Annotated in this window: 33 protein-coding genes and 1 other annotated feature; of the genes, 3 read left to right on the top strand and 30 right to left on the bottom strand. The window is 40.9% G+C overall.

Features of this window, described 5'->3' with window-relative positions; genetic code table 11:
- Positions 1-91 precede the first annotated feature (91 nt).
- From ADG03_RS10760 to ADG03_RS10730, 7 genes are all read right to left on the bottom strand, one after another.
- Positions 92-838 (bottom strand): DeoR/GlpR family DNA-binding transcription regulator, encoded by a 747-nt coding sequence (locus ADG03_RS10760; RefSeq protein WP_023918371.1) that lies wholly within the window; start codon positions 836-838, stop codon positions 92-94.
- 215 nt (positions 839-1,053) lie between these two features.
- The gene (gene rpmA, locus ADG03_RS10755; RefSeq protein ID WP_003002805.1) at positions 1,054-1,347 is read right to left on the bottom strand and encodes a 50S ribosomal protein L27; all 294 of its coding nucleotides are present in this window, start codon (positions 1,345-1,347) and stop codon (positions 1,054-1,056) included.
- Positions 1,348-1,364: 17 nt separating this feature from the next.
- On the bottom strand, positions 1,365-1,709 hold the full coding sequence (locus ADG03_RS10750) for a ribosomal-processing cysteine protease Prp (RefSeq protein WP_003002581.1): 345 nt from the start codon (positions 1,707-1,709) through the stop codon (positions 1,365-1,367).
- A gap of 14 nt (positions 1,710-1,723) precedes the next feature.
- Positions 1,724-2,038, bottom strand: a complete 315-nt coding sequence (gene rplU, locus ADG03_RS10745) for a 50S ribosomal protein L21 (RefSeq protein WP_003002830.1) — start codon at positions 2,036-2,038, stop codon at positions 1,724-1,726.
- A gap of 34 nt (positions 2,039-2,072) precedes the next feature.
- Positions 2,073-2,160 (bottom strand) — a sequence feature (ribosomal protein L21 leader region).
- Positions 2,161-2,300: 140 nt separating this feature from the next.
- Positions 2,301-2,843 (bottom strand): membrane lipoprotein lipid attachment site-containing protein, encoded by a 543-nt coding sequence (locus ADG03_RS10740; protein WP_023918372.1) that lies wholly within the window; start codon positions 2,841-2,843, stop codon positions 2,301-2,303.
- 52 nt (positions 2,844-2,895) lie between these two features.
- Complete coding sequence (gene thiI, locus ADG03_RS10735) at positions 2,896-4,116, bottom strand: tRNA uracil 4-sulfurtransferase ThiI (RefSeq protein WP_049472545.1); 1,221 nt, start codon at positions 4,114-4,116, stop codon at positions 2,896-2,898.
- Between the two features lie 18 nt (positions 4,117-4,134).
- Positions 4,135-5,277 carry a cysteine desulfurase family protein gene (locus tag ADG03_RS10730; RefSeq protein WP_049472546.1) on the bottom strand — a complete coding sequence of 381 codons (1,143 nt, stop codon included), beginning with the start codon at positions 5,275-5,277 and terminating at the stop codon, positions 4,135-4,137.
- A gap of 192 nt (positions 5,278-5,469) precedes the next feature.
- On the opposite strand from ADG03_RS10730, the gene ADG03_RS10725 reads away from it, so the two are divergent.
- Positions 5,470-5,904: a DUF6556 family protein gene (locus ADG03_RS10725; protein ID WP_049472547.1), complete on the top strand. Its 435-nt coding sequence runs from the start codon at positions 5,470-5,472 to the stop codon at positions 5,902-5,904.
- Positions 5,905-6,124: 220 nt separating this feature from the next.
- Here the strand turns inward: ADG03_RS10725 and ADG03_RS10720 are convergent, their stop codons facing one another.
- The 17 genes from ADG03_RS10720 to ADG03_RS10640 form a co-directional block, all read right to left on the bottom strand.
- Positions 6,125-6,565 (bottom strand): hypothetical protein, encoded by a 441-nt coding sequence (locus ADG03_RS10720; RefSeq protein ID WP_049472548.1) that lies wholly within the window; start codon positions 6,563-6,565, stop codon positions 6,125-6,127.
- A 253-nt stretch (positions 6,566-6,818) separates the two neighbouring features.
- Positions 6,819-7,262 (bottom strand): hypothetical protein, encoded by a 444-nt coding sequence (locus tag ADG03_RS10715; protein WP_049472549.1) that lies wholly within the window; start codon positions 7,260-7,262, stop codon positions 6,819-6,821.
- Positions 7,263-7,323: 61 nt separating this feature from the next.
- Positions 7,324-7,755, bottom strand: a complete 432-nt coding sequence (locus ADG03_RS10710; RefSeq protein ID WP_239667187.1) for a hypothetical protein — start codon at positions 7,753-7,755, stop codon at positions 7,324-7,326.
- A gap of 133 nt (positions 7,756-7,888) precedes the next feature.
- On the bottom strand, positions 7,889-8,314 hold the full coding sequence (locus ADG03_RS10705) for a hypothetical protein (protein WP_049472550.1): 426 nt from the start codon (positions 8,312-8,314) through the stop codon (positions 7,889-7,891).
- Positions 8,315-8,344: 30 nt separating this feature from the next.
- Positions 8,345-8,806, bottom strand: a complete 462-nt coding sequence (locus ADG03_RS10700; RefSeq protein WP_049472551.1) for a hypothetical protein — start codon at positions 8,804-8,806, stop codon at positions 8,345-8,347.
- Positions 8,807-8,865: 59 nt separating this feature from the next.
- Entirely contained in the window at positions 8,866-9,303 is a 438-nt protein-coding gene (locus tag ADG03_RS10695; protein ID WP_065426861.1) for a hypothetical protein, read from the bottom strand.
- Positions 9,304-9,321: 18 nt separating this feature from the next.
- Positions 9,322-9,759 (bottom strand): TroA family protein, encoded by a 438-nt coding sequence (locus ADG03_RS10690; RefSeq protein ID WP_192832137.1) that lies wholly within the window; start codon positions 9,757-9,759, stop codon positions 9,322-9,324.
- A 49-nt stretch (positions 9,760-9,808) separates the two neighbouring features.
- The gene (locus tag ADG03_RS10685; RefSeq protein WP_049472552.1) at positions 9,809-10,237 is read right to left on the bottom strand and encodes a hypothetical protein; all 429 of its coding nucleotides are present in this window, start codon (positions 10,235-10,237) and stop codon (positions 9,809-9,811) included.
- 50 nt (positions 10,238-10,287) lie between these two features.
- Positions 10,288-10,731 (bottom strand): hypothetical protein, encoded by a 444-nt coding sequence (locus ADG03_RS10680; protein ID WP_049472590.1) that lies wholly within the window; start codon positions 10,729-10,731, stop codon positions 10,288-10,290.
- 146 nt (positions 10,732-10,877) lie between these two features.
- Complete coding sequence (locus ADG03_RS10675; protein WP_049472553.1) at positions 10,878-11,948, bottom strand: ABC transporter substrate-binding protein; 1,071 nt, start codon at positions 11,946-11,948, stop codon at positions 10,878-10,880.
- Positions 11,945-12,718, bottom strand: a complete 774-nt coding sequence (locus ADG03_RS10670) for an ABC transporter permease (protein WP_049472554.1) — start codon at positions 12,716-12,718, stop codon at positions 11,945-11,947. Before ADG03_RS10670 ends, ADG03_RS10675 begins: the two co-directional genes overlap by 4 nt.
- A complete protein-coding gene (locus ADG03_RS10665; RefSeq protein ID WP_049472555.1) occupies positions 12,715-13,521 on the bottom strand; it encodes an ABC transporter permease in 807 nt (268 codons plus the stop codon). Before ADG03_RS10665 ends, ADG03_RS10670 begins: the two co-directional genes overlap by 4 nt.
- The gene (locus tag ADG03_RS10660) at positions 13,502-14,659 is read right to left on the bottom strand and encodes an ABC transporter ATP-binding protein (RefSeq protein WP_049472556.1); all 1,158 of its coding nucleotides are present in this window, start codon (positions 14,657-14,659) and stop codon (positions 13,502-13,504) included. Before ADG03_RS10660 ends, ADG03_RS10665 begins: the two co-directional genes overlap by 20 nt.
- A gap of 208 nt (positions 14,660-14,867) precedes the next feature.
- Positions 14,868-15,764 carry a UDP-N-acetylmuramate dehydrogenase gene (gene murB / locus ADG03_RS10655; RefSeq protein WP_049472557.1) on the bottom strand — a complete coding sequence of 299 codons (897 nt, stop codon included), beginning with the start codon at positions 15,762-15,764 and terminating at the stop codon, positions 14,868-14,870.
- Between the two features lie 119 nt (positions 15,765-15,883).
- Positions 15,884-16,822: a TenA family protein gene (locus ADG03_RS10650; protein ID WP_049472558.1), complete on the bottom strand. Its 939-nt coding sequence runs from the start codon at positions 16,820-16,822 to the stop codon at positions 15,884-15,886.
- 125 nt (positions 16,823-16,947) lie between these two features.
- A complete protein-coding gene (gene thrB / locus ADG03_RS10645; protein WP_049472559.1) occupies positions 16,948-17,814 on the bottom strand; it encodes a homoserine kinase in 867 nt (288 codons plus the stop codon).
- A 2-nt stretch (positions 17,815-17,816) separates the two neighbouring features.
- The gene (locus ADG03_RS10640; RefSeq protein WP_049472560.1) at positions 17,817-19,103 is read right to left on the bottom strand and encodes a homoserine dehydrogenase; all 1,287 of its coding nucleotides are present in this window, start codon (positions 19,101-19,103) and stop codon (positions 17,817-17,819) included.
- Positions 19,104-19,278: 175 nt separating this feature from the next.
- Between ADG03_RS10640 and ADG03_RS10635 the strand changes: the two genes are divergently transcribed.
- Positions 19,279-20,157 (top strand): polysaccharide deacetylase family protein, encoded by an 879-nt coding sequence (locus ADG03_RS10635; RefSeq protein ID WP_049472561.1) that lies wholly within the window; start codon positions 19,279-19,281, stop codon positions 20,155-20,157.
- A 42-nt stretch (positions 20,158-20,199) separates the two neighbouring features.
- Here ADG03_RS10635 and ADG03_RS10630 read toward each other — a convergent pair whose 3' ends face one another.
- The 6 genes from ADG03_RS10630 to ADG03_RS10605 form a co-directional block, all read right to left on the bottom strand.
- The gene (locus ADG03_RS10630) at positions 20,200-20,769 is read right to left on the bottom strand and encodes an HD domain-containing protein (RefSeq protein WP_049472562.1); all 570 of its coding nucleotides are present in this window, start codon (positions 20,767-20,769) and stop codon (positions 20,200-20,202) included.
- 27 nt (positions 20,770-20,796) lie between these two features.
- Entirely contained in the window at positions 20,797-21,666 is an 870-nt protein-coding gene (locus tag ADG03_RS10625) for a DUF443 family protein (RefSeq protein WP_049472563.1), read from the bottom strand.
- An 8-nt stretch (positions 21,667-21,674) separates the two neighbouring features.
- Positions 21,675-22,364, bottom strand: coding sequence for a DUF443 domain-containing protein (locus ADG03_RS10620; RefSeq protein WP_049472564.1), 690 nt, complete (start codon positions 22,362-22,364; stop codon positions 21,675-21,677).
- A gap of 72 nt (positions 22,365-22,436) precedes the next feature.
- Entirely contained in the window at positions 22,437-23,093 is a 657-nt protein-coding gene (locus ADG03_RS10615) for a DUF443 domain-containing protein (protein ID WP_080976945.1), read from the bottom strand.
- Positions 23,094-23,162: 69 nt separating this feature from the next.
- A complete protein-coding gene (locus ADG03_RS10610) occupies positions 23,163-24,125 on the bottom strand; it encodes a hypothetical protein (protein WP_049472565.1) in 963 nt (320 codons plus the stop codon).
- Between the two features lie 114 nt (positions 24,126-24,239).
- The gene (locus tag ADG03_RS10605) at positions 24,240-24,809 is read right to left on the bottom strand and encodes a TetR/AcrR family transcriptional regulator (protein WP_037599347.1); all 570 of its coding nucleotides are present in this window, start codon (positions 24,807-24,809) and stop codon (positions 24,240-24,242) included.
- A gap of 129 nt (positions 24,810-24,938) precedes the next feature.
- Here ADG03_RS10605 and ADG03_RS10600 point away from each other — a divergent pair, with 129 nt between their 5' ends.
- Positions 24,939-25,781: a DegV family protein gene (locus ADG03_RS10600; protein WP_049472566.1), complete on the top strand. Its 843-nt coding sequence runs from the start codon at positions 24,939-24,941 to the stop codon at positions 25,779-25,781.
- Positions 25,782-25,875 lie beyond the last annotated feature (94 nt).

Genomic DNA, 25,875 nt, shown 5'->3' with positions numbered 1-25,875 from the left:
TCAGCGTAGTAGAGCCCACTCAACCACTGCGTCTTGCTCGACAATCCAAATACAATTGAGAGGCTAGGACTTTTGTCCCAGCCTCTTGATCTTAAATGATTTTCGTATACAAGGCGTATTTGTCTTTGATTTTCTTTGGAATACTATCATCGGTAATAATGGCATTTAGATCTTCCACGCGATAGAAACTGTAGAAAGAATAGCTATCAAACTTGCTGTTATCAGCTACCACATATTTCTCTATCGCATTGTTCAGAATAATGGCATTGCCATTTCCTTCTTCTTCATTAGCTGTAGAGACACTATGGCCATCGATTCCATTCACCCCGATAAAGGCTTTAGAAACCTTGATTTCTTTCAAGAGTTTATTGGCAAATTGACCGACAAAGGTTTGTGTCTTTACCCGGTAGCGACCACCAACTAAGATCAAGTCATAATTCGGGAAATCCTTGAGCTTCTCAAAAATAGGCAGGGAGTTGGTGACGATGCTAATTTCTTTCCCTTCCAAATAATCTCCGATAAAGTCTGTTGTTGTACCAGAGCCAATAAAGACGGTATCCCCATTTTCGATCAAGTCCGCACATTTTTTGGCAATGGTTCGTTTCTCATCAATATTGATCAGATTTTTTTCACTGTGTGAAGCTTCTAATAAGCTATCTTTGACTTTTTTGTGGGCCCCACCATGTACACGAACTAAAAGACCTTGTTTTTCAAGATCGATCAGATCGCGACGAATAGTCATGTCTGTCACCCCAAAAAGTTCCTTGAGCTCTTTGACCGATACCACACTTTTTCGATCCAGTTCCTGAAGAATTTCAACATGTCTGCTATCTTTCATGGTACTACTTCCATTCCTACTATATTTGTCTCTATTATACTACTTTTTTCAAAAAACACAAATTCAAACATTATATTAACAAGAGTAAACATGATATTTTTAAATAAATAAAAGAAAAAAAGCCTTCCGTTAATCCGGAAAGCTTTGATTTATGCTATTTCTAGCTTCCTCACCTTTGGATCAAGGCTCGGGATAAAAAGGTTAAGGAAACCTTTTTATTTTGCGATTGGGTAAACAGAAACTTGTTTTTTATCGCGACCTTTACGTTCGAAGCGTACTACGCCTTCAACTTTTGCGAACAAAGTATCATCTCCACCACGTCCAACGTTCACACCTGGGTAGATGTGAGTACCGCGTTGACGGTAAAGGATAGATCCACCTGTTACAGTTTGTCCATCAGCTGCTTTAGCTCCAAGACGTTTTGCTTGTGAATCACGTCCGTTTGATGTAGAACCTCCACCTTTTTTGTGGGCGAAAAGTTGCAAGTTAGCAAGATTCAATTTCAACATAATTGTTTTCCTCCATGTTAGTTTTCTGTGATAACTCTTGTTTGGACGAACTCCGATGAGTTCTCCGATAAGTTTGCCATCCCTAAGAAAAATGATTCAAAGAATAGTTGGGTCATTTCTCTTTGATGAGGTGGAATATCTGTCGGGATCGTCACCCGCAGGAAGCCACCTTCTTCTTCGTTTAATTCTAGATCCGGTTCGTAGCCTGCAAATTTCTCAACAGAGTTGACAAAGTTAATGGCTAGAGTCGAAACCGATGCACACACGACATCAAAGCCGTATTCACCGCTTCCAGCGTGCCCAGTGATTTCTGCACTCCTCAGCTCGCCATCTTCGGCTCGTTCAAAGACTGCTTGTATCATGTGTTCTCCTAAAATTAAGCGTTGATAGCGTTGATGACAACTTTAGTGTAAGGTTGACGGTGACCTTGTTTACGGTGGCTACCTTTTTTAGGTTTGTACTTGTAAGTAACAACTTTCTTTTGTTTTCCTTGTTTTTCAACAGTTCCAACAACAGTAGCTCCTGAAACAAGTGGAGTTCCGACAACAGTGTTTTCACCACCAACAAGAACAACTTCGTTAAATGTAACTTCTTGACCAGCTTCAACGTTCAATTTTTCAACGTAGATAGCTTGACCAACTTCAACTTTAACTTGTTTTCCGCCAGTTTTAATGATTGCGTATGTGCTCATTATGCACCTCCTATGTATTTTTGGGTTTCCCCGTATTTTTGTGAAGACTCGCCTAGCATCGTGGGACGAACCACTTACTCTCATGGAAATGAGCGACGATGTTCGAGCGGTTGCACAGGCATGTGCATAGTCAACTCTCTTAGTATATCACTTCTATCAGACAAAGACAAGTATTTTTGCGCTTTGAAAACGAATTTCTTTTTTAAAAGCGATGATTTTATATCTTTTATGTTAAGATTGCTTGTCAGTCCGACTTCTTCATCTACTTATCCTTAAATTTAAAGTCATTGAAACTCATTTTTGCTTTTGAAGAATCGTTCATGCTCTTCATTTTTTCTTCTTGTTCCTTGGTGATTTTGATAGGAATGGCTGCAGCCGTATTGGGTTTCAATACACCAGATTCGCTCACTTCATAGTCCACTGTGACATCTTTGAATAGTGGCTCCCCATCATATTCCAAATTCAGAAAAAAGGATCCATCACGATCGATGGTTGTGGTGGTACGATTCACGATAAAGAACAAGGCGAAGCGATTTTCCTCATTTCCAAAGGTATAGCCTGGGAAAAAGACAAATAATTTTCCAGGTTCTCCAAGCGTTGGATGTTCCTTGATAAATTTCTCAGATGCTTCCAAGACTTCGTTGTCCTGATCTTTGTACTGGTCGGCTCTGACAAATGTGAGCGGTTCTTTTTTACTGCTGGTTGACTGGCTGGTCTTTTCTTCTTTTTTCGGGCCAGTAAATGATACTTTGACACAGCCTGTCAACAGAAGCAAACTTGTCATTAAAACGATAATTTTTTTCATCTTGTCTCCTTTAAGTTGGTTAGAAAAAGAGGCTGGATACTCCCAGTCTCTCCTATAGCAAATCCTCGATCAGGTCATCGACCTCATCTTTTTCTGCTTTTGGTGTGATCTCTGTTACGATGATACCTGCTACCGCACGCTCAACCAAAGCTTCCACATCCATCCGTTGCTCATACTGCTCTGCATTTTTGAGTTTTGGATTGGTCTTTGGACGATCTGGTGCAAAGATGGTACAACAATCTTCGAATGGCTGGATAGAAATTTCAAAGGTATCAATGGCTTGAGCAATATCGATGATTTCCAATTTGTCCATGGTCACCACCGGACGGATAACCGGCGTATTGGTCACTGCATTGATGGCATGCATACTCTCTAAGGTTTGGCTAGCCACTTGTCCCAAGCTTTCACCATTGATAATCACCAAACCACCACGAACCTCGCGAATGCGGTCTGTAATGCGCATCATAAAGCGACGGGTCAAAGTCATGAGGTAAGCTTCTGGCGCTTTTGCCTTGATTTCCTCTTGGATCTCTGTGAAGGGTACCTCGATAAATTGGATGTTGCCCCCAAACTTGGTCAACTTCCGTGTTAAATCATGAGCTTTTTTAAGAGCTCCTGGGCTGGTATATGGTGGGCTAGCAAAGTGTACTGCCTCGATATCCACTCCACGCTTCAAGGCTAGGTAACCAGCTACTGGAGAGTCAATCCCACCAGAAAGCATGAGCATGCCCTTGCCAGATGTACCAACAGGAAGGCCACCAGCTCCCTTAATAGTTTCATAAGAAATATAGGCTGCTTCTTCCCGAATTTCAACTTGCAAGTTGATATCTGGTTTTTTCATCTGAGCTCGGATGGTTGGGATCGCTTCAAAGACCGCACCTCCCAAGGTTTGGTTGAGCTCGCGACTATCGAGTTCAAAGGTATGGTCACTGCGTTTACTTGAGATTTTAAAGGTCAAGCCTTCCTTGTAAATCTCCTTCATGATCTCTTGCACCGCCACTTTTAAGGCCGGAACAGATTTTTCAATCTTGTAAACAGGTGAAAAATTTTGGATTCCAAAAACCTGCTTGAGGGATTCTGCTACTGGCTCATAATCCGTCCCATGCAGATAAGCATGCGCCCGATCGCGGTCGGCTGTCACTTTGACAGCTGGATAGATAGATAAAACATCTTGGATATTATTGCGAAGTTTATTGATGAAACGCATGCGGTTCTTTCCTTTAGTAGAAAGCTCTCCATAGCGAATCATAATTTCTGAATAGGTTAAGGTCATGTTGATTTCCTTCTAAAATTAACGTACTTTTCGTGTTTGTTCGTAAATCAGTTTGAACTTGGTCAAGAATTGCTCGACTTGGCTCATGTCATTTTCAAGATCGAGACTCAAGCGGACAGCTGTCTGTGCGATACTCTTGTCCACTCCCATGGCAATCAAGGTTCCAGCTGGCTTACCTGCTTTGGACGAGCAGGCACTAGTGGTCGAGATGTAAATATCAAACTCTTCAAAGGCATGGACCACTACTTCACCACGAACTCCCTTGATCCCGAAAGTCAAGATGTGAGGCGCAAAATGATCCTCACCAGAAAAGATGGTGACATCTGGATAGTTGGCCAATTCTTTGCGGATAACTTCTTTCATCTGCTGGGTCTTGCTGGCAAAAGCTTCTTGGTTTTCCATGGCTAAGCGTAGGGCTTTTGCTATTGCTGCGATACCTGCCACGTTCTCCGTTGTCGAGCGCATTTCTTTTTCTTGACCACCTCCGGTTAAGAGAGGGGTGATCTTTTTGCCTTCTTTGATGTAGACAAAGCCGACTCCGCGAAGTCCATGGAATTTGTGACTAGAGAAGGTCGCGAAGTCCACGCGCTCTGGTAGATAGACCTCTGTAGCTACCTTTGCCAAGGCTTGAACCGCATCGACATGGAAACTAATCGTTGGACGATCTTCTAGGAGAGCCGCAATTTCATGGATGGGCTGGATGGAGCCAATCTCATTGTTGACGGCCATGATAGAGACCAATGTCGTATCCGGACGGAGAAGACTAGCCAAGGCATCCACTTTGACAAAGCCACGCGCATCCACTGGAGCATAATCCACTTCGAATCCCTGCGTCATTAACCAAGCAGCGGACTCCTTGATAGCGGGATGCTCGATGTCAGAGACAATGATATGCTTGCCATAAGGAGCTTTCTCAAAGGCAACACCCTTGAGGATCCAGTTGTCTCCTTCCGTCCCACCAGACGTGAAGTAAATTTCATCAGCTTTCTTGCCAATTAGCTCCGCAATTTGTTTCCGAGAAGCTTCCAAAATACGAGTAGCTTGACTACCTAGATTGTGCAAACTAGAAGGGTTGCCCCAGATTCGAGTCGCTACTTCTGTATAAGTTGCAAGGGCTTCTGGATAGGGTTTAGTCGTTGCTGAATTGTCAAAATAGATCATGTCCTACGCATCCATCACTTTCTTTTTACGTAACTTCTATTTTATCATTTCTAACCGCTTGGGACAAGGATTTGATAAAGAGAGATGCGGCAAAATCACTCTATAAAATTCAGTTCTTTTTAGACATTTTTCAGAAAATGACTTATAATAGGAAAGTGTTAAAAAACAATTTTTGATAGAAAGAGAATGAACATGTCACAATATTCAAGAAGTAACAAAAACCAAAAACCTGAGGAAAAAGCAGATACAAGGCCATCTCGTGGTGAGAAAGTCAAACAAGGTTTGTCCGTATTTCAAACCGTTGTAGCTACGATTGCCAGTCTCCTAGGGATTATCGTCACTTCCTTTACCATCATGAGCCTGCTCAATAAAGATAATCAAAAGACAGAAGACAAACCCTCTAGTAGCACCAGCGTCGTCGTAGTTCATGATAAGGGATCTGACTCAAGCGCTACCAATACAGATACCAACACCAATACGCAAACCAATTCAAGCAATACAGAAACAAGTTCACAAAAAGAAACCGATAGCTCATCTGCTACACAAACCAGTTCATCTGCTGCACAAGACCAAGGCTCCACAGCAACAGACAGTGGCGCAGATACAGCACCATCTGGAACCAACTAAAAAAACAGTAAGGACAACCTTACTGATTTTTTTATCTTTCGATTCCAGCTTTTTCTGATTTTTATAGAAAGCATCTATCTCATTGGCATACTCCCATTTGAGCTTTGAACGCTCTTCCTGGATTTGATCCAATTGTTCATATGGAAATTTTTGGGGCCTATCACGATAAGTTGATTCAGCTAATGAAGCATATAGATTATCAAAACTTTTTAAATTCCAATTACTCAAATAATCTTCCCCCTATATCAATGTCGGATCCTATATACATCTCATCTAGATTCAATGTATTGTCATCATTAATTGGGATATCTACTCCCCAACCCGATTCTTCAATATTATTTATACGTCCATAAACACTCATATAATATTCAGGAGTTGTCAGTCCACCATCACCCCATTGTGTCTGATCCCAATCAATCTGAACGGATTCAACTTTTGAATTTTGTGCTTTAACTAAATCAATAACCTTCTGTTCGTGTTCTTTTAGATAGTCCAGTTGTTTTTTCTTTATAGTTTCTTCATCTTCCTTTAGGTCTTTCGTAGATGAAGTAGCAATCGTTTTTCCTTGTTTTGTATCATCTTTCTGTTTCACGGTACATCCACTTACAATAAGCAGTGCTGCAATTGAAGCAATTGTTAGCATAATTTTTCGACTTTTCATAAGTCCCCCTATCATTCTGTACAGATTATTCTCTATAATTGGAAACTGGATAAATGTTATTCCGATATTCTAGCATTTATAGTTTGGAAATCAAGTTATCTCACTACATAGAGCCTTTTAAAACATGAGTTAATGATTTCTTTACTTTTAATCATCAAATCTTTGAATTAAAGATCTATGATGTAAGTGACAATTTGCACTATTGCTCTATTTCAAACTCATAGCACATTTTTTCCTATCCTTTAAATTCCAATTACTCAAATAATCTCCCCCCTATTCTAATGTCGGATCCTAGATACATCTCATCTAAATTTAATGTATTGTCCTCATTAATTGGGATATCTACTCCCCAACTCGATTCTTCAATATTATTTATACCTCCATAAACATTCATATAATATTCAGGAGTTGTCAGTCCACCATCACTCCATTGTGTCTGATCCCAATCAATCTGAACGGATTCAACTTTTGAATTTTGTGCTTTGACTAAATCAATAACCTTCTGTTCGTGTTCTTTTAGGTAGTCCAGTTGTTCTTTTTTTATGTCTCCTTCTGGTTTTTGTACGACTTTCTTTGAAGATAGGGTCGTTATCTTTTGTTCGGGTCTTTTGGTCAGTGGCATGATTTTTCCTCCAAGAAAAACCAGTCCTAGGATCGGTAACAAAATGATCAAAAATAGTTCCATTTGTCTCTTCATTCAATTCCCTCCAATCTACACACTTCGAATTGATCTATCAACTGAGTCACTCGAAAATTTCTTAATCTATGCTTAAGTTCTGTCCCAGAGACATCGTCTTTAAATTAATCTTTCCATCTTCCACAACCAAATCAACTCGCCAACTCGATTCAGGATTTTGATTAAATCCGCCAAAAATGAGAATCATCTCGTCACCACCTTGAGGTGTTCCATTTCCTGCCACGCCCCACTGAGTTTCATCCCAATATATTTGAACGGATTCGACTTTCGGATTTTGGGCTTTCACAAAATCAACAATTTCTTTTTCGTGTTCTTTCAGATAGGCGAGCTGCTTTTTCTTTATAGTTTCTTCATCTTCTTTTAGGTCTTTCGTTGATGAAGCAGCAATCGTTTTTCCTTGTTTTGTATCACCTTTATGCTTCACGGTACATCCTCCTATACTTAGGAGCGCTAAAATTGAAGCAACTATCATCATGATTTTTCGACTTTTCATAAGTCCCCCTATCATTCTGTACAGATTATTCTCTAAAATTTCCACCTGTCATTTCTGGAGCTATTTCGAACTCATAGATCAAGTATTGTTGGTTTCCTTTCCTCTTAATAGGAAGAATGATCTGTTGATTTAATTAAGGAAAATTCGAACCAGAAATTGAGTCAATTGAAATTGGATTCTCAACATTTGGTTTTGGGACAATAAAAAATGAATAACCATTAAGTTCCTTATCATTTGCCCCATAGACCTTTAAACGAATGTCAAACCCAGATTCCGTAAAAGAACCACTATCTCCTACTTTCACGCTATCCCAATCATACTTGACTCGAACAACTTCTGGATCATTCAACTTTATGTAGTTCGTAATTTCGGACTCGTGTTTTTTTAAAAAGTCGACTTGCCTTTGTTTGAGCACTTCTGTATCTTCTTTGGTGGAGGAAGAGGTTGCAGTTTGTGCTTGTTTCGTATGAGCTTTTTGATTTACACTACAACCTCCAATGCTTGTGAAAATAAGCATTAAAGCCATTAACTTAAGGGTACATTTCATTTTTCTTTTCATTTTCCTCCTAACACTAATCCTTCTATTTACTTAGGAAAAAATTTTCCAGCCACCATTTTCCTCGATATAAATATCATTAAGCATCCCCATTTTTTTGATAGTTGGTATGCTATTTTGATCTTCTAGGTAAAAATCAACGGAGAATTTTGTGTTTTCTAATTGATTAATCTGACCAGAAATAGATAAATTGTAACCACCACCCTGAGGCGTTCCATTCCCAGACTCTTCAATTACCATACTATTCCAATCAATCTGGACGGATTCGATTTTCGGACTTTGAGCTTTCACAAAATCAACAATTTCTTTTTCATGTTCTTTCAAATAGGCGAGCTGTTTTTGTTTAATGGCTTCTTTGTCTTCCTTTGTGGTTGAAGACGTGACAGTTTGCGCTTGTCTGCTCTTTTCACGTTCTTGCTTCACACATCCTACTAGACATCCAATTGTTAAAATGAAAGCAAGTGCAATCATCAGATTGTTTATTTGTTTTTTCATAATTTTATTTCGTTTAAAAGCGATTCCTCTATTGCATCTCTCATTGTCTAACGGACGGATCATTTCTTTTCTACCCGATACAAACTATCAGAACCAATTGAATCTATTTTAGGCATCTTATTTTCGTCTAACGTAAAATTCAGGCTAAAATTTGTTAGATCACTTCCATTGGCATAACCATAAACTAATAGTATTTCGTCACCTCCCTGAGGTGTTCCATTACCTCCTACAACTGTTTTAATACTGTCCCAGTCATAAGACACCTGATGAATATTGGCATTATGTGCTTTCACATAGGCCGTCATTTCTTGCTCGTGTTCTTTCAGATAGGCGAGCTGTTTTTGTTTAATGGCTTTTTTATCTTCTTTGGTTGATGAAGAAGCGATGTGATTTATTGGTTTCGTCTGTTCTTTTGGCTTTCCAACACACCCTCCAAAACTTAAAAATCCCACAATGGCAGCAACTGTTACCATGATTTGTCTTGTTTCTAATCTCATAGCTTTTCCTTGTCCCAATTACTCAAATACTTCTCCTCCAACACCAAAACCATTGCTTAACATCATAGTTTTTAGATCAGGCATTTCATTATGAATCTCAATTGTGACATTCCAACCAGAATTTTCAATATGATTAAAGCCACCATACAACTCGATGATCTCGCCACCTCCTTGAGGAGTTCCGTTGCCTGCTTCGCCCCATCGAATATCACTCCAATTAACCTGAATGGATGCTATTTTAGAATTTTTTGACTTTACAAAATCAACAATTTCTTTTTCATGTTCTTTCAAATAGGCAATTTGTTTTTGCTTCGTCGCTTCTTTATCTTCCTTGGTTGTCGAAGGGGTTACAATGGGTGCTTGTTTCGTTTGCTCTTTTGATTTTATGGTACATCCTCCTATACTTGCAAGGAGAGCTAATGTAGTGATTAATTTAAACGCCGTTTGTTTTATCATGTGCTATCTTTTTCTAAAACAGTTCTTTTTCAAAATGCATTGTACTTACTTAGGAAATAGGCTTTCCGTCAATCGTAGGTTCATGAAGCATAAACATTTCTCGCATGTTAATTGATTGATCATCATTAATTGGAATATCCACTCCCCATCCTGAGTTCTCGATATGATTAATGCGCCCAAAAACATTCATATAATATTCGGGAGTTGTAAGTCCACCATCACTCTTCTGAGTTTCATCCCAATCAATCTGAACTGACTCAATTTTAGGATTTTGAGACTTCACAAAATCGACGATTTCTTGCTCGTGCTCTTTGAGATAAGCGAGCTGCTTTTGTTTTATGGCTTCTTTGTCTTCTTTGGTTGATGAAGAGGTGACAGTTTGCGCTTGTTTTGTTTGTTCCTCTTGTTTTACGCAACCTCCCATACTCATAAAAATAGCTATCGTAGTGATTAATTTAAATATCGTTCGTTTTTCCATTGGGTAACTTTCTCTACAACAGTTCATTTTCAAACCGTTTTTCAGTTCCATTAGTCAATAGGCTCACCATCAATACTGATGTAATCGCCCATCGTCATATTTTTAAGATTTACAGTCCCATCTTCATTCATGGGAATATCCACTCCCCATCCTGAGTTCTCAATATGATTAATCCGACCAAAAACATTTATATAATATTCGGGAGTTGTAAGCCCACCATCACTCCATTGTGTCTGATCCCAATCGATCTGTACGGATTCAACTTTCGGATTTTGAGCTTTCACAAAATCGCCGATTTCTTTTTCATGTTTTTTCAAATAGGCTACTTGTTCTTTTTTTATCTCTTCTTCTGATTTTTGAATGACTTTCTTTGAAGAAGTGGTTGTTATCTTCTGCTCCGGTCTTTTGGTCAGGGTCATGATTTTTCCTCCTAGAAAAACAATTCCTAGGATCGGTAACAGAATAATCAAAAATAGTTCCGGTCGTCTCTTCATCTCTTCTTCTCCAATCATTTCTTTCGTACTGAATGAGCCAGTCTCTTTCCTAACTATTATAGCATCTTTCATTTGAATCTCAATCTAACTCACTAGTTAGAGCTTTTCAAAAGCAATCAAAAAGGAACCCGAAGGTTCCTTTTGTATTATTTCCGATACATCTTGACCTGAAGGTAAAGATCGTTATAGACTCCAAGCAATTTCTTGCCTAATTGTTGATAGACTTCCAAATGGTCCAGTGTTTCATCGCTTGGATAGAAGGATTGGTCATCTTGGATTTCTTTTGGTAACATGGCTTTGGCTTTTTTATTTGGCGTTGAGTAGCCGACATAAAGAGCATTTTTCAAAGCATTTTTAGGACGAAGCATGAAGTTAATAAAGGCATATGCTGCTTCTTTATTTTTCACGGTTTTTGGAATGACAATGTTATCAAACCAAAGGTTGCTGGCTTCAGTTGGGACGACATAGCGAAGATCCTTATTGGCTTCGAGCATTTGGCTGGCTTCTCCTGAGAAGGTAACCCCAATAGCCGCATTGTTTTGGATCATATAGCCTTTCATCTCATCAGCCACCAAAGCTTTGATGTTTGGCGTCAAGGTGTAGAGTTTATCTACTGCCTCTTGCAATTTCTTTGGATCCTTTTCATTGAGGCTATAGCCCAAGGTATTGAGACCAATTCCCATGACCTCACGCGCACCATCGTACATCATGATGTCATTTCTGTACTCTTCACGCCAGAGATCTGACCAATGTTCAGGAGCTTTTTTGACCATCTTGGTATTGTAGATAATCCCCAAGGTCCCCCAGAAATAAGGTACTGAATATTGGTTGCCCGGATCAAACGATTGGTTCAACAGTTTTGGATCAATGTTTTCCATCCCTTTGATCTTGGATTGGTCCAACTTTTCAACCAGATGCTCATCCATCATCTTAGCAATCATGTATTCACTAGGAATCGCAATATCGTAAGTGGTTCCACCTTGCTTGATCTTAGTGTACATGGCTTCGTTGGAATCAAAGGTATCATATTGCACCTGAATTCCTGTTTCTTTGGTAAATTCCTCGAGCAATTCTGGATCGATATAATCTCCCCAGTTGTAGATGACCAACTTGTCACTATTCTTGGTATTCATGCTCGCTTCGATCTGGTGGCTAATTCCCCAGAGGACCAGAATGACAAGGACAATCCCAGTTAGGAATGAATAAAGTTTTTTCATGCTGCTTCCTCCTTTTCACGGGTGATAAAGTAATAACCGATGACCAAGAGCACACTAAAGAGAAAGACAAGGGCGGACAAGGCATTGATACTGAGGGAAATTCCTTGACGCGCACGGGAGTAGATCTCTACAGACAAGGTTGTAAAGCCATTTCCGGTTACAAAGAAGGTCACGGCAAAGTCATCAAGCGAATAGGTAAAAGCCATAAAGTAGCCCGCGATAATGGCTGGTGTCAGATACGGCAACATGATCTCTTTGAGCATTTGCACTTGAGTAGCTCCCAAGTCATAGGCAGCATTGACCATATCCCGGTTCATTTCCTTGAGACGTGGCAAGACCATCAAGACCACAATGGGAATCGAGAAGGCTACGTGGCTAGCCAGAACAGATAGGAAACCTAGCTGGTACTTCACCGTCGTAAAGAGAATCAAGAAGCTGGCCCCGATCATAACGTCTGGCGCTACCATGAGAATGTTGTTGATGGAGAGCAATGGTCCTTCTAACTTCTTCTTCGATTGGTAGATATAAATGGCTCCAAAGGTTCCGATCACCGTCGCAATCAAGGCTGACAAGAAGGCCAAGAGGAAGGTCTCTGACAAGATCAGCATCAGGCGACTATCTGCGAACAATTCATTGAAATGCTCAAACGTGAAGCCCGTGAAGGCATTCATATCTCCCCCTTTATTGAAGGCATAAAAGATCAAATAAAAGATAGGAAGATAGAGGATCAGAAAGACGAAACCTAGATAGAAATGAGATACTTTTTTCATCGTTCTCTCCTTTCTCTAGTTGCCCACATGGTAAAGAGCATAGCAAGGATCAGAACAACTCCGATGGTAGAACCCATTCCCCAGTTTTGTGTTGTTAGGAAGTGCTGTTCAATCGCAGTCCCTAGGGTAATGACGCGGTTTCCACCGATCATCCGTGTCAACATGAAGAGACTCAGACTAGGAATAAAGACAGACTGCACACCTGAGCGGACTCCATTCATGGACAAGGGGAAGACCACATGACGGAAGGTGTCCCAACGATTGGCTCCCAAATCATAGCTGGCATTGATCAAGTTTGGATCTAAGTCATCTAAGACATTAAAGATCGGCAAAATCATAAATGGCAATTCGATGTAGCTAGCTACAAAGATAAAGGAGAAATCGGTAAAGAGGATCTGCTGGGGAGCGACTCCGAGAAAGCTTAAAAAGCTATTAATAGAGCCGTCTTGCCCAAAGATTCCGATAAAGGCATAGGCCTTGAGCAAGAGATTGACCCAGGTTGGCAAGACGATCAACATCAACCACAACTGCCGGTGTTTGAGCAGCGTCAAAAAGTAAGCAGTCGGGTAGGAGATCAAGAGCGTCACCAAGGTGACGATTCCGGCATAAAGGACCGAATTAAAGCTCATCTTTAAATAGGTCAGATTTTGCGAAGTAAAGAACTCTTTGTAGTTTTCAAGTGAAAACTGCCCTTCAACGTTAAAAAAGGATTGAAAGATAATCATGACTACAGGAGCCAAGACAAAGAGAAAAATCCACAAGAAATAGGGGAGGATAAATAGATTAGAGGTTGTTTTCTTCATCTCTCTCCTCCTCAATGGCATTAATCAAACCAGCTTCTTGCTCTTCCACTTCAACGTACTCTTCGATCCGCGCATCGAATTCTTCTTCGGTTTCATTGAGACGCATAACGTGGATGTCTTCTGGTTCAAAGTCTAGCCCGATGACTTCTCCCACGATGGCCTTACGAGTGGAGTGAATCATCCACTCATTTCCCAAATCATCATAGGCAATGATCTCGTAATGCACTCCACGGAAGAGCTGGGTGTCCACCTTCACTTGGAGCTTGCCTTCTTCAGGAAGAGTAATTTGCAAGTCTTCTGGACGAATGACGACTTCAACTGGTTCATTTGGACGCATCCCCCCGTCGACCGCTTCAAAGCGTTTGCCATTGAACTCAACCAAGTAGTCCTCGATCATGCGACCATCTAGGATGTTGGACTCCCCGATAAAAGTCGCTACAAAGTGGTTGATCGGTTCATCATAGATATCAACCGGTGTACCAGATTGGACGATCTCTCCTTCATTCATGACAAAGATCCAGTCACTCATGGCAAGGGCTTCTTCTTGGTCGTGGGTAACAAAGACAAAGGTAATGCCCAAGCGTTGTTGCAATTCTCGCAACTCATACTGCATGTCTGTTCGAAGTTTCAAGTCAAGTGCAGACAAGGGCTCATCTAAAAGGACCACTCGTGGTTCATTGATAATAGCCCGTGCAATAGCTACCCGCTGGCGTTGACCACCCGATAATTTTTGGATCGAGCGTTTTTCAAATCCTGCTAACTGGACCATTTTCAAGACTTCTGAAACCCGGCGTTCAATCTCAGCCTTGTCCACCTTTTTCAAACGAAGGGGAAAAGCCACATTTTCAAAGACCGTCATATGCGGAAACAGGGCATAGGACTGAAAGACGGTGTGGACATCTCGCTTGTTGGTAGGGACATCATTGATCCGTTCCCCATCAAGGTAGACATCTCCAGAGCTAGCATCTAAAAGACCGGCAATGATATTAAGGATAGTTGATTTTCCTGATCCAGATGCACCGAGCAGGGTATAGAACTTCCCTTCTTCCAATTCAAAATTGATATCCTTTAGGACAACGGTTCCGCTATCTTCAAAGACCTTTGTAACATTTTTAAACTCAATAATTGGTTTTTTCAATTCACATAAATTCCTTCTTTACTACGATTACCAAACTGCTTTTCAAACGAAAACGCAGCGGCTGACAGGAAGACCTGTCAGACCACCAATACCTCTCGGGGACTTACTAGACTGCCCCACCTATTTACGGTATCGATAGGCACTCACCCCCTTTCCGACTGATGCTATCGATGTTTACACTATCAATTGTTCTTCAATACTAACGTTCTTAGGCTTGGCCGATAATGCGAACTTCTGGTTCTAAACGGACGCCTGAGTGAGCTTCTACTGCCTCAATGACATGGGCGATCAGGTCTTCGTAGTCCTTGGCTGTTCCATTGTCCACATTGACCATAAAGCCAGCATGCTTTTCAGAAACTTCCACACCACCAATTCGATAGCCTTTCAGACCTGCTTCGCTGATCAATTGACCTGCAAAATGACCGACAGGACGCTTAAAGACTGAGCCACAAGAAGGGTATTCAAGGGGTTGTTTCAACTGACGAAGATGGGTCAAACGCTCCATCTCCTGTTTGATTTGCTCGTGATTGCCTGGAGACAAAGCAAATTTGGCAGAGATGACGACAGCCCCTGTCTCTTGAATCTTAGAATGACGGTAACCGAAAGCTAGTTCACTCGCTGACAGAGTTTCGATTTCCCCGTCTTTGGTCAAGACCTTACAGGATACAAGGACATGAGCAATCTCTCCTCCATAGGCTCCTGCATTCATAAAGACAGCACCACCAACACTGCCTGGAATGCCACTAGCAAACTCAAGACCTTTCAAACTATGATACAGGGCTACATGAGTCGTTTCGATGAGTTTTGCCCCTGCTTCTGCTTCGACCACATAACCATCCACACTGATATCTCGCAAGCGATCAAACATAATGACAAATCCCGGTATGCCCCCATCTCGGACAATAATATTCGAAGAATTCCCCAGGACCATCCATGGAATTTGTTCTTGGTTTGCAAATTGGACGATGCGTTTTAATTCGTATTGGTTGCGAGGAAAGGCTAAAAACTCAGCATTCCCCCCTACCTTTGTATAGGTATAATGTTTTAATGGTTCTTGAAAACGGATATCAATCCCTTCAAGAATTTGATTCATTTCTTCAATCATCTTTCTGTCTGTTCTCTCTCTATATAAAATACAAACTATTATACCAAATTTTCGACTATTTTTCGACCCTAAAAAACAAAAGAAGGCCCATAGTATTCAGGCCTTCCTTTTACCATTTATTATGCAATTTTACGAGCGATAGCACGATTCTTTTGTCCATCCAGAGCTGATTTGACCGAAATCCAAGCACCACCAAGAGTAAAGACAGCTAAGAGTGCTAGATTCAAGTAAAATTTATCAGGGACATCCCCTGAGAATGTCGCTTCATTGAGAAGCGTCCAGGACATATCAAATGGCAAATCCAGTTCACTCATAAGCGCCAAAGTATAATCTAATTGGTTGACCAAAAAGACGGTCAAGACCATCAAAATAGCTGAAACTACCACACCTTTTTTAGTCAATTTCTTACCAAGGATCTCATAACCTTTGATAGTACAATAACCGAGGGCAGCACCTGCCAAAACAGATACATAGCCAAGCCGTGCTACCAAGAGGGCAACGGCTCCACCGATGATCACACCGATCACAGCCCCTACAATCCCTAAAAGGAAGTTTTCTTCCCGCGCTTCATAAGCCTCCACCGTGTCTTGCACTTCGGATTGGTAAGCTCTAAAGGTTGCATCGTCGATTAAGAAGATCGCATCTCCAATTTGATACAGACCGATTGGTCCTTCCTCACCCGTTTCCGCATTCACTTGCACGAATTGGTGGTTGAGTAAGAAATCAACAATATCTTGTATAGCTGTCCATAAGGTTTCGACAGCCTTCCCTTTGGTCATTCCGCCTTTGACGACGATAGAGGTCAAGTAACCATCAAAAGAGATGGCATTAATGGCTTTTGATTGTTCTTTTAATTCGTTCCAAAGAATCTCACCGTCTTCGATCAAGTCTCCTTCGGAACCTTGTTTCACACTGAGTGAAATGGTAAATACATTCTTGGTTTGAGCACCTTCGATGACTAACAAGAAGCCTTCACGCTCCCCGTACATCACACGAGCTTCGCCATCAAATTGCAGCCCAAGATCGGTAGCAATACTATATAAATATTCTGGTTTCATGTTTCCCCCTAGATTTTCGGGAAAGCTTGAGCTTTTCCCCGTACAGTTCCCATTCTACCATAGAAGAAGCAAAAAGGACATATACATTCGTATACATCCTTCTTTCATTTGTGTTACATTGAGGTTTATTTCTCAACACGAACGCCAAATGTGTCGATTTTAAGTTGGAAAATCTGACCATCTAGCCCGAGTTCTTCGAGAGCTGCGACAAAGGCTGCTGTATGCTCTGGCGCTAAGAGGTTCATGATCGTTGGGCCTGCTCCTGACAGATAGGTAGCGTAAGCCCCATGCGCATGCGCTACTTCTTTGACCTGAGGGAACTCTTTGACAAGAGATTGACGGTAGCGTTCGTGGAAATGATCTGACTCGATGGAGCGACCAGCCGTCAGCAAATCTCCCTTGAGGAGAGCTGCGATAGCGACATTGGCTACGCTACTAGCTGCAACAGCTTCCTTATAAGACCATTCTTTCGGTAGGACATTGCGGCTATCGCTGGTCTTCAATTGGTAGCTCGGTACAAAGGCCACCAGGTCACAGCTTGGGAAGTCAGCCGTGACATATTGGACATCTTCACCGATGTAGCTAGCGATGACCATATTTCCAAAGATAGCCGGAGCTACATTATCCGGATGACCTTCGATCTCGGTCGCGATGCGTAATTTCTCAGCATCTGATAGCTGGAGATTGGCTAGTTGATTGGCCAATTCAATCCCTGCTACAATGACAGAACTAGAAGAACCAAGACCACGCGCCAAAGGCACTTCACTGGTCATCTTGATATGATGTGGTTGAATAGCTGGGGCAATCGACAGGGCTGTTGAGAGTAAGAGGTTTTTCTCGTCTGTCGGAATCCCTGCTCCTAGATCATGCTCAATCAACCAAGCATCTGCTGGTTCAAGCACTTCAATGGTCAAATAACGAGTCACGGCAATCCCAACAGAATCAAATCCGGGCCCTACATTGGCACTGGTTGCTGGAACAATAATCTTCATGCTTATTCTCCCAAGACCTTAAAGGTATTCAAGAGTTCGAAATTCGGCTCTGAATCCAGTTTTTCAACCAAGTTCTTGAATTGGGTTTGATTGACTTGGTGGGTGATGATGACCACACTTGCATAGTGACCATCAGAGTCTTCTTGGAGGATTTGCTTGAAGGAAGCTCCTTCTGCATTAAAGATCTCCGCGAGACGCAAGATTTGACCAGTCGCATCTGGTGCCTTGATTGAGAAGTAATAATTGTTCTTCACATCTTCAGGCTTAGCCAATTGAAGAGGACGACTGTATTCATTGAAGGCTTTACCGATCGTTCCTTCTTTTAGACGACGGACAATGCGAACGAGGTCGGCAACGACACTTGTCGCAGTTGGTTTTTGACCAGCACCTGGTCCATAGTACATAGACTCACCAATCCCGATGGATTCCACATAGACCGCATTCATGACGTCATTCACACCAGCAAGTGGGTGTTGTTTTGGAAGGAAGGTTGGTGTCACCTCTGCTGCAATCCCTGATTGCGTTTCAACGATCGAGCCGACCAGTTTGATCACATAACCAAGGCTTTGAGCGACAGAGACATCTTGTGGAGTGATCTGGCTGATCCCTTTGTGACCTACTTGGTCAAATTGGATGTTCATCCCAAAGGCAAATTGACTCAAGATCACCATCTTGTAGGCTGCATCAATCCCTTCGACGTCATTGGTTGGGTCACTTTCAGCGTAACCAAGGCGTTGCGCTTCTGCTAAAGCATCTTCATAAGTCCAGCCTTCTTCCACCATTTTGGTCATCATGAAGTTGGAGGTTCCATTGACTACACCGAGTACTTTGGTCACCTTGTCAGAAGCCAAAGAATTCACCAAGGTCCGAAGGATTGGGATCCCACCCGCTACAGCTGCTTCATAATAAAGAGCTACTTGGTGTTTTTGAGCAACCTCTAACAATTCACTTCCATGAACAGCTAGAAGGTCTTTGTTAGCAGAGACCACATGCTTACCTGCTTCAAGAGCACGGGTGATAAAGGTCTTCGCTGGCTCAATCCGGCCCATCAATTCAACCACGATGGCAATCTCTTTGTCTTCAATGATCTCATCGACATTGGTCACAAAGTTGTAGTCATGGCCAGCCGCTTGCAAGCTTTGCTTTTCCGCATCATCGCGAACCAAGACCTTGGCAATCTCGATTTCATCTTGAGCTGCCTGGGTAATTTTTTCATGGTTTTCTTTTAATAAAAATGGTACGCCACTAGCAACAGTACCAAAGCCTAGTAAGGCAATCTTAACAGACATCCTATTGACTCCTTGAATTTTCTATAGTAGCTCCATTATAACAAAATCTTGAGCGTTTGACAGCCAATTGCCTTAAAAAGTCTGAATTTTCATGACAGGATCAGCCTGTAGCAAGTTCTGGAAAAAAACATAGAATTTGTGGTACAATAAAGAAAACAATGAAAGCGGTGACACTATGAGTAAACGAAGAGTACCTAAAAAAATCAAAACCCTACTTGGAATCAATGCCTTCCTACTGGTCTGTATCTTTATTTGTAGCTTTCTTCTGATCAAGCGCATCACTCAACCCAGTGACGGAAATACAAGTGGCACTGCTGTGACACGTTCTCTCGAGGAGGATAGCTCCTCTATCGAGTGGACCCGAGTGAAAAAGCCGGTCAAACTGCCCATCCTCATGTACCACTCCGTGCACAATATGGCTGAGTCCGAAGCTGCCAATGCCAATCTAATTGTCGATCCAGAAACCTTTGAGAGCCAACTAAAGGCCCTGAAAAAAGCGGGTTACTACACATTGACACCAGAGGAAGCCTATCGCATCCTCGCTAAGAACGAAGTGCCCAAAGGAAAGAAATATGTCTGGCTGACCTTTGATGATGGCGTCGAGGATTTCTATACCATCGTCTATCCACTTCTTAAGAAATACAAGATGACGGCCACCAACAATATCATCACAGACTTTACCCAAAAGGAAAAAGAAAATGTCCTGACTTTTGACCAAATCAAAGAGATGAAACATGCTGGTTTGACCTTTGAAAGCCATACGGTCAATCATCCAGACCTAGCCAATTCCAGCCTTGAGACCCAAAAGAATGAGCTCGTCGCTTCTAAACGCCTGCTAGATAAGGTGCTGGATCAAAATACCAGCGTTATCGTCTACCCATCTGGTCGCTACAGCCAGGTCACGATCGACCAAGCCAAGAAAGCTGACTACAAACTAGGCCTCACCACTAAAAATGGACTCGCCAGCTCCGCTGATGGCCTCTATTCCCTCAAACGAGTTCGGATCCTTCCAACCACTACAGGAACGGATCTCCTAGCCATGATCCAAGAATAAAGAAAGACCCCTGTCTGAAATGATTTCAGACAGGGGTTCTTGTTAGAGTTCCTTCTCTAGTTCATTTAGAAAGGTGATTAAAAATTGATGGCGACTTTCTGCCATTTGTTTGGTAGTCTCCGTGTTCATTTCATCTTTTAAGAGGAACAACTTGTCATGGAAATGTTGGACGGTATCAGTAAGGGGTCTCCCTTTGTGGCCACCATAGGAAAAAGTTCGCGCAATTCCTACAGCTCCTATCGCATCCAGGCGGTCTGCATCCTGGACAATCTTGCCTTCTAACGTTTCTGGTTGTTTACCGCGATTTTTGCTGAAAGAAACAGCATTGATTACCCGACAAATCTGGTCGATTTGGTTTTTAGGAGTACCGATCTCTTCTAGAAACTTACGAGCATTCGCATTATTTTCTGTTTGAAACAATTTATCATCATCAGCATCGTGAAGAAGAGCAGACAAGCCCACTATCTCCAGATCACATGGCCCTTCTGCTTGTGCGATTCTCATAGCATTGGTATAGACGCGGAGGGTATGCTCCACATCATGGCCATCCGCTCGATCAGCAAATAAGGTTTTCACATACTGCTTAGCAGCAAAAATTCGTTCTTCGATCATCGTTCTTGTCCTTTGTCGTTTCTTACTTTAATCAATCTCATGATAGGCTTTACTTGCCTTTTCCAAATCGTAATATCGATCAAATTCTTCTTTAGTCTGTGTTGTATGGACTTGTCCATCTCTTGATAGCTCAGCTGGAGTCGTGACATCTTGATAGAGATTCACACCCTTCTTCATAAAGAGTTCAAATACAGCAATACTTTTTGCATATTGATCCGCAATATTCTGGGGTTTTATTTTCACTTTGTAATCCACCACTGGTGAAAAAAATAGCACATTACCTGAAAACATGAAGATCGATAAAAATAACAACAAAACTATATGAAGGATAAAGTTTGGGGCAATATTACTAAATATTGCACTAGATGAAAATACAACCAACCCAGCAAAAAAAGTTGGAGCCATCATTGATGATAATCGATGCTTTCTATCATTTGCGACGAGGTATATCTTTATCGGGTGGTTGCGATTCACAATGTTGGTCATCGGTTTCCGAATGCTTATCCATATACGAATCCCTATTACAAGGCTATATACTAGAAGCAAGATTCCCAGATTTAGCACATGCGAAGAAAAATAGAGATACTTTTCAATAGGAAAGGCTTTAGACAAAAGCATGGCAGTGGCACCCCCACCAAAAGCTGAAGCAAGACCTTTCTTCTGAGTATCTTTTTTATTGAGAGCTTTAGAAAGATCCGAAGGAGCTAGAGACTGCACTTCTTCCCTGGTTAAAGGATAGGCTAGATGAGGGATGAAGCTTAAAATCCATGGAAAGAAATAGCTGATGAGAAATGGACGATCGGCATCGACTAAATAAGACTCTCCGTCCATTTGTAAGATCCGGTAACGAAGATTCATTTTTGATAAGTGTTCAATTTTTGCTTTTTTAGCATGCAAAGTTCCTTCTAATTTTCTTTGTAAACAGATTGATCCTCATCCATTGCTTCCAGTCTATCAAATTCAATGTATTCTTTACGATATGCATATTCCATAGGAATACTACCTGACTCTATCCAAATACAAAGATAAGCCAACATGCCATTGATATAAAGAAAACAAGCTTCAGTTCCATCATGAGTATTCATATAGAATCCAAACATCATAAAGATCGGAATTAGAAAAAGATAAGCATGAAATTGTCGCTGCTTCTTTACATTTCGAAAGACAATCTTATACTTTGGACGATTGGGTGTGAGTCGTCTGGCAATTTCATTTCGAGATTTCCAAAGGATTCCCCTATAAATGACAAAAGCTACCAGAATTGAAATTAGAAATAACAAGATTTTTAAATAGAGATTCTGACTAATGCTATAATATCTAAAAATTCCAGCCCCTATTCTATATAGAGCCGAACTAAGTGCAACACTAATACTTATCGCTATCGAACGTCTACCTTCTGGAGCCATTTTAATCTTTTTGTCAAAGTTCCTATTTGAAGCCTCTAACTCTATGATATCCAACTTGAACTCCTTAGGAGCAAATCCCCAATAGTAACGTTTAGATGTCAACGAATTTGAATCTAAAACATACCTTTTTCCATTCATTTCAAGGATGCCAAAATAATAGACATCCAAGGCTTTAAAATTAACTTCCATTTATTTTATTCGATCACTTTCTGAATTGATGGTATTTGCCAATTATGTAACTCCTACGATATCACAAAACTTCTATTGTTCTTCTATGTTTTCAAGAACAATTTGACCTTGCTTATAGGGAAGAGCAATTGGGAAACTTCCAAGAGTAAACATGAAAAAGAATAAGGATACGATTCCATTGATTACCAAAAAAGCACCTTCAGTTCCATTATTTTCACCAAGGAAGAAAAGTAAACAAATGAAAATTACCCCGACTAAAGGATATACTCCTCCGTTACTTTTCTTAATAGTTTTAAAGGTAACTGTGTATTTACGGCTGTTTTTAGGAATCCATTTATCTGCTTTTTTATGGGCCACCTTTAATGAAATCAGAATGGCAAAATAAGAAATCAGCATTGAAATTGCAAAGAGCAATAACTTTAATAACACTTGCTCACTAAGATTGTTTTGAATAAAAAGCCGCTTTAGAACATCATAACCAACTTTGACAATTGGTTGGACAATGATGGCTGCCATTGTAGTACTGACAGGTGTTGTAGGCTTAATTTCGAAATGATTGTTATTCTTTTCGATCTCCACCATATCCACTGTAATCGTATCTGTTTTAATTCCCCAGTAGTAACTCTTAGGACTCATTGTACTCGTATCCATGATATACTTTTTCGATTCTTGATCTATCTGGACAATCTGAAAACAGGTCATATTTGAATTTTTAAATTTTAGTTCCATTTGTTTACTCATTTTTATTTTTAATATTTTCAACGTAACTTTTTCTTTTCATAATATTTCTTACCCTTTCTACTCTGGATGATTAGCAGACCAAACCTGCAGTTCATCGTAGGATTTTATTTGTGTTTTCTCACCAGTCTTTGGATCCGTCGCATAGACCTCTAACACATCCTGCCCCTTTGGTGCAAACCAATGAAGAACTGTATCAAACCACTCTTTGGTTGAGTACTGTTTAGGTCTCATATATAAACGAGCTAAATTCTTTATATCCTTAGCCATTTCTGGATAGTCTTGTGCAAAATTTGTATTGGAAATATCTATCTTTTCACGATCTTCTTTTGAAAGTAAGGTATCAATATAACCAGCTGTGAATTTCAAATGGTACTTCTCTTGCATAGCTTGTCGAATGTTATTATATACATTCCCCTTTGACAATTCCTGCTCAGCGACAGAAAAAGTTGATTTCCCATAATCCTCAAAATTTTCAAGATCTTCAATTTTTTGATTCGAAATATCAACTATGATTTTTCTACTATCATTATTTCCAACTTTATACAAAGTTACCGGTATGTAATCCTTGTTATCTGCATAATACTGACTGATATCGTACGCGCCTCGATACTCTTTTTTCCCTAATAATTGATATACTTCCGTCTTTTTACTTGGAAAGCCAGTAGCATTCAAATCATAAGAAATAATATTAAAATACTCATCTTTTGCAATTTTAGGTGAACCATTTTTCTCTCTATCAATCATACTTTGATTGATCTCTTTTTGATGGACATCCAAAACCGAAATATAATCTTGACCGAATGCTATCCCACCTATACCATCTTTTTGTACAATAAATACAAATTTATTATCATCAAAAAGATGAATTATAGGTTTCTCAGTTTTCGCATCTATATATTTCTGCTTGATTTCTTGCTGTCTCGTTTTTCCATGCTTTTGAACTTGCTTCCACATATAGAATGATCCTATACTTACTAAAAGGACTAGCACTCCTACTATTTTCTTTATCACTCGTTTCATTTCAACCTCCACGCTCGTAGTTAACTCCTACCATGATACCGAAATTTTGCGACTGGGGCAACTTCCTCACTAGTTGGAAATAGTTGCAAGAAAAAAACCACCTCTCGGTGGTGTTTACTTCTTCTTTTGTGGGAAGAGGGGCAGACCTAGGGTTGCAATCTTCTCTGCGGGGATCTTCATGCCATCCTTGATCCATTTGGAGATGACAGAGACAATGGCTGAGCTCCAGAAGGAATTGAGGTAGCTGCCAGCGCCATTTGATGAGCTGCCATTTCGTTTTTCTAAAAAGTCATAGACTGCCTTGGTCAAGAGCCGTTCAAAATTGTAATCAATGGCCAGGCTGATAATCTTAGCTTCTTTCTTAACTTCCTTAAAAAGATAGACCCAGACTTGGTAGAGATCTGTCTTGAGGTTGTAGCCATCTAAAGACTTGGTAATTTTTGCGATACTAGATTGAAAGATAGACTCAAGAATCTCTTCTTTTGATCCATAATTGCGGTAAAAGGCCGCGCGAGAGACCCCAGCACGCTGAACCAGCTCAGAGATGGTGATCTTTTTCAGATCTTTTTTCTCCAATAGTTGCAGGAGAGAGATTTCGATGGATTCTCGTGTAATCGCATTGTTTTCTTGGTTAAATCGTTTGAGATTTTCCAAGGATTTCTCGGATATTTTTCTTTCTGCCATAACATTTACTTTCTATCTGTCTCACCTGATGTTATCTGCTTGGATAGCATGGTACTTCATGATATAATTGTAAAAGAAGACAAACTACTTGTCAATGTACATTTTTATACAATTATGAGGTATGAACTGATGAAATGGAAAATTATTGCGGATTCAGGCTGTGACTACCGCTCTTTGGACAATCTGGCACCGGATACGGAGTTTGTCAGTGTCCCATTGACCATCCAAGTGGGAGAGACTATCTACACAGATGACGCCCAACTCAATATAGATCAGATGATGGAGAAGATGTATGCGACTACGACAGCTTCTAAGTCTGCCTGTCCGAGTCCTGATGACTACATGAAGTCTTTTGAAGGGGCTGAAAATATTGTCGTTGTGACCATCACTGGAACCCTTTCAGGTAGCTACAATAGTGCTGAGGTGGCCAAGAAGATTTATCTAGAAGAGCATCCGAATACCAATATCCACGTCATTAATAGCTTGTCAGCTGGGGGTGAGGTGGACCTGATCGTTCGCAAGCTCAATCAGTTGGTCGCTGAAGGCCTCGATTTTGATCAAGTGGTCGATGTGATCACGACCTACCAGTCTAAGACGAAGTTGCTCTTTGTTTTGGCCAAGGTTGATAATCTGGTCAAAAATGGGCGTCTCAGCAAATTGATCGGGACAGTTGTCGGGCTCCTCAATATCCGTATGGTTGGGGAAGCTAGTAAGACGGGTACTCTTGAGCTACTCCAAAAAGCACGGGGCCAAAAGAAAGCGATCAAGGCTGCTTTTGATGAATTAATCAAGGCAGGCTATAATGGTGGACATATCACCATCGCCCACCGCAACAATGAAAAGTTTATCGAGCAATTCTCTGAATTGGTCCGTGAAAAATTTGCCCGTGCAATGATTGAAGTCCTTCCTACTTCTGGACTTTGTAGTTTCTACGCCGAAGAAGGCGGCCTCCTCATGGGCTATGAAATTTAAGTTACCACTAAAAAGAGGCTAGGACAAAAGTCCTAGCCTCTTTATTGTTTTTGGATTGTCGAGCAAGACGCAGTGGTTGAGTGGGCTCTACTAC

It is taken from the genome of Streptococcus parasanguinis, assembly GCF_001069785.1.
Taxonomy (GTDB): domain Bacteria; phylum Bacillota; class Bacilli; order Lactobacillales; family Streptococcaceae; genus Streptococcus; species Streptococcus parasanguinis_T.
The sequence above is the reverse complement of the archived record's forward strand: the minus strand, read 5'-3'. Positions and strand labels throughout refer to the sequence as shown.

What these genes read in the sequence shown, in the direction of transcription:
- ADG03_RS10760 (WP_023918371.1), bottom strand. Translation starts at nt 838, where the DNA reads ATGAAAGATAGCAGACATGTTGAAATTCTTCAGGAACTGGATCGAAAA.
- rpmA (WP_003002805.1), bottom strand. Translation starts at nt 1,347, where the DNA reads ATGTTGAAATTGAATCTTGCTAACTTGCAACTTTTCGCCCACAAAAAA.
- ADG03_RS10750 (WP_003002581.1), bottom strand. Translation starts at nt 1,709, where the DNA reads ATGATACAAGCAGTCTTTGAACGAGCCGAAGATGGCGAGCTGAGGAGT.
- rplU (WP_003002830.1), bottom strand. Translation starts at nt 2,038, where the DNA reads ATGAGCACATACGCAATCATTAAAACTGGCGGAAAACAAGTTAAAGTT.
- ADG03_RS10740 (WP_023918372.1), bottom strand. Translation starts at nt 2,843, where the DNA reads ATGAAAAAAATTATCGTTTTAATGACAAGTTTGCTTCTGTTGACAGGC.
- thiI (WP_049472545.1), bottom strand. Translation starts at nt 4,116, where the DNA reads ATGACCTTAACCTATTCAGAAATTATGATTCGCTATGGAGAGCTTTCT.
- ADG03_RS10730 (WP_049472546.1), bottom strand. Translation starts at nt 5,277, where the DNA reads ATGATCTATTTTGACAATTCAGCAACGACTAAACCCTATCCAGAAGCC.
- ADG03_RS10725 (WP_049472547.1), top strand. Translation starts at nt 5,470, where the DNA reads ATGTCACAATATTCAAGAAGTAACAAAAACCAAAAACCTGAGGAAAAA.
- ADG03_RS10720 (WP_049472548.1), bottom strand. Translation starts at nt 6,565, where the DNA reads ATGAAAAGTCGAAAAATTATGCTAACAATTGCTTCAATTGCAGCACTG.
- ADG03_RS10715 (WP_049472549.1), bottom strand. Translation starts at nt 7,262, where the DNA reads ATGAAGAGACAAATGGAACTATTTTTGATCATTTTGTTACCGATCCTA.
- ADG03_RS10710 (WP_239667187.1), bottom strand. Translation starts at nt 7,755, where the DNA reads ATGAAAAGTCGAAAAATCATGATGATAGTTGCTTCAATTTTAGCGCTC.
- ADG03_RS10705 (WP_049472550.1), bottom strand. Translation starts at nt 8,314, where the DNA reads ATGAAAAGAAAAATGAAATGTACCCTTAAGTTAATGGCTTTAATGCTT.
- ADG03_RS10700 (WP_049472551.1), bottom strand. Translation starts at nt 8,806, where the DNA reads ATGAAAAAACAAATAAACAATCTGATGATTGCACTTGCTTTCATTTTA.
- ADG03_RS10695 (WP_065426861.1), bottom strand. Translation starts at nt 9,303, where the DNA reads ATGAGATTAGAAACAAGACAAATCATGGTAACAGTTGCTGCCATTGTG.
- ADG03_RS10690 (WP_192832137.1), bottom strand. Translation starts at nt 9,759, where the DNA reads ATGATAAAACAAACGGCGTTTAAATTAATCACTACATTAGCTCTCCTT.
- ADG03_RS10685 (WP_049472552.1), bottom strand. Translation starts at nt 10,237, where the DNA reads ATGGAAAAACGAACGATATTTAAATTAATCACTACGATAGCTATTTTT.
- ADG03_RS10680 (WP_049472590.1), bottom strand. Translation starts at nt 10,731, where the DNA reads ATGAAGAGACGACCGGAACTATTTTTGATTATTCTGTTACCGATCCTA.
- ADG03_RS10675 (WP_049472553.1), bottom strand. Translation starts at nt 11,948, where the DNA reads ATGAAAAAACTTTATTCATTCCTAACTGGGATTGTCCTTGTCATTCTG.
- ADG03_RS10670 (WP_049472554.1), bottom strand. Translation starts at nt 12,718, where the DNA reads ATGAAAAAAGTATCTCATTTCTATCTAGGTTTCGTCTTTCTGATCCTC.
- ADG03_RS10665 (WP_049472555.1), bottom strand. Translation starts at nt 13,521, where the DNA reads ATGAAGAAAACAACCTCTAATCTATTTATCCTCCCCTATTTCTTGTGG.
- murB (WP_049472557.1), bottom strand. Translation starts at nt 15,764, where the DNA reads ATGATTGAAGAAATGAATCAAATTCTTGAAGGGATTGATATCCGTTTT.
- ADG03_RS10650 (WP_049472558.1), bottom strand. Translation starts at nt 16,822, where the DNA reads ATGAAACCAGAATATTTATATAGTATTGCTACCGATCTTGGGCTGCAA.
- thrB (WP_049472559.1), bottom strand. Translation starts at nt 17,814, where the DNA reads ATGAAGATTATTGTTCCAGCAACCAGTGCCAATGTAGGGCCCGGATTT.
- ADG03_RS10640 (WP_049472560.1), bottom strand. Translation starts at nt 19,103, where the DNA reads ATGTCTGTTAAGATTGCCTTACTAGGCTTTGGTACTGTTGCTAGTGGC.
- ADG03_RS10635 (WP_049472561.1), top strand. Translation starts at nt 19,279, where the DNA reads ATGAGTAAACGAAGAGTACCTAAAAAAATCAAAACCCTACTTGGAATC.
- ADG03_RS10630 (WP_049472562.1), bottom strand. Translation starts at nt 20,769, where the DNA reads ATGATCGAAGAACGAATTTTTGCTGCTAAGCAGTATGTGAAAACCTTA.
- ADG03_RS10620 (WP_049472564.1), bottom strand. Translation starts at nt 22,364, where the DNA reads ATGGAAGTTAATTTTAAAGCCTTGGATGTCTATTATTTTGGCATCCTT.
- ADG03_RS10615 (WP_080976945.1), bottom strand. Translation starts at nt 23,093, where the DNA reads ATGGAACTAAAATTTAAAAATTCAAATATGACCTGTTTTCAGATTGTC.
- ADG03_RS10610 (WP_049472565.1), bottom strand. Translation starts at nt 24,125, where the DNA reads ATGAAACGAGTGATAAAGAAAATAGTAGGAGTGCTAGTCCTTTTAGTA.
- ADG03_RS10605 (WP_037599347.1), bottom strand. Translation starts at nt 24,809, where the DNA reads ATGGCAGAAAGAAAAATATCCGAGAAATCCTTGGAAAATCTCAAACGA.
- ADG03_RS10600 (WP_049472566.1), top strand. Translation starts at nt 24,939, where the DNA reads ATGAAATGGAAAATTATTGCGGATTCAGGCTGTGACTACCGCTCTTTG.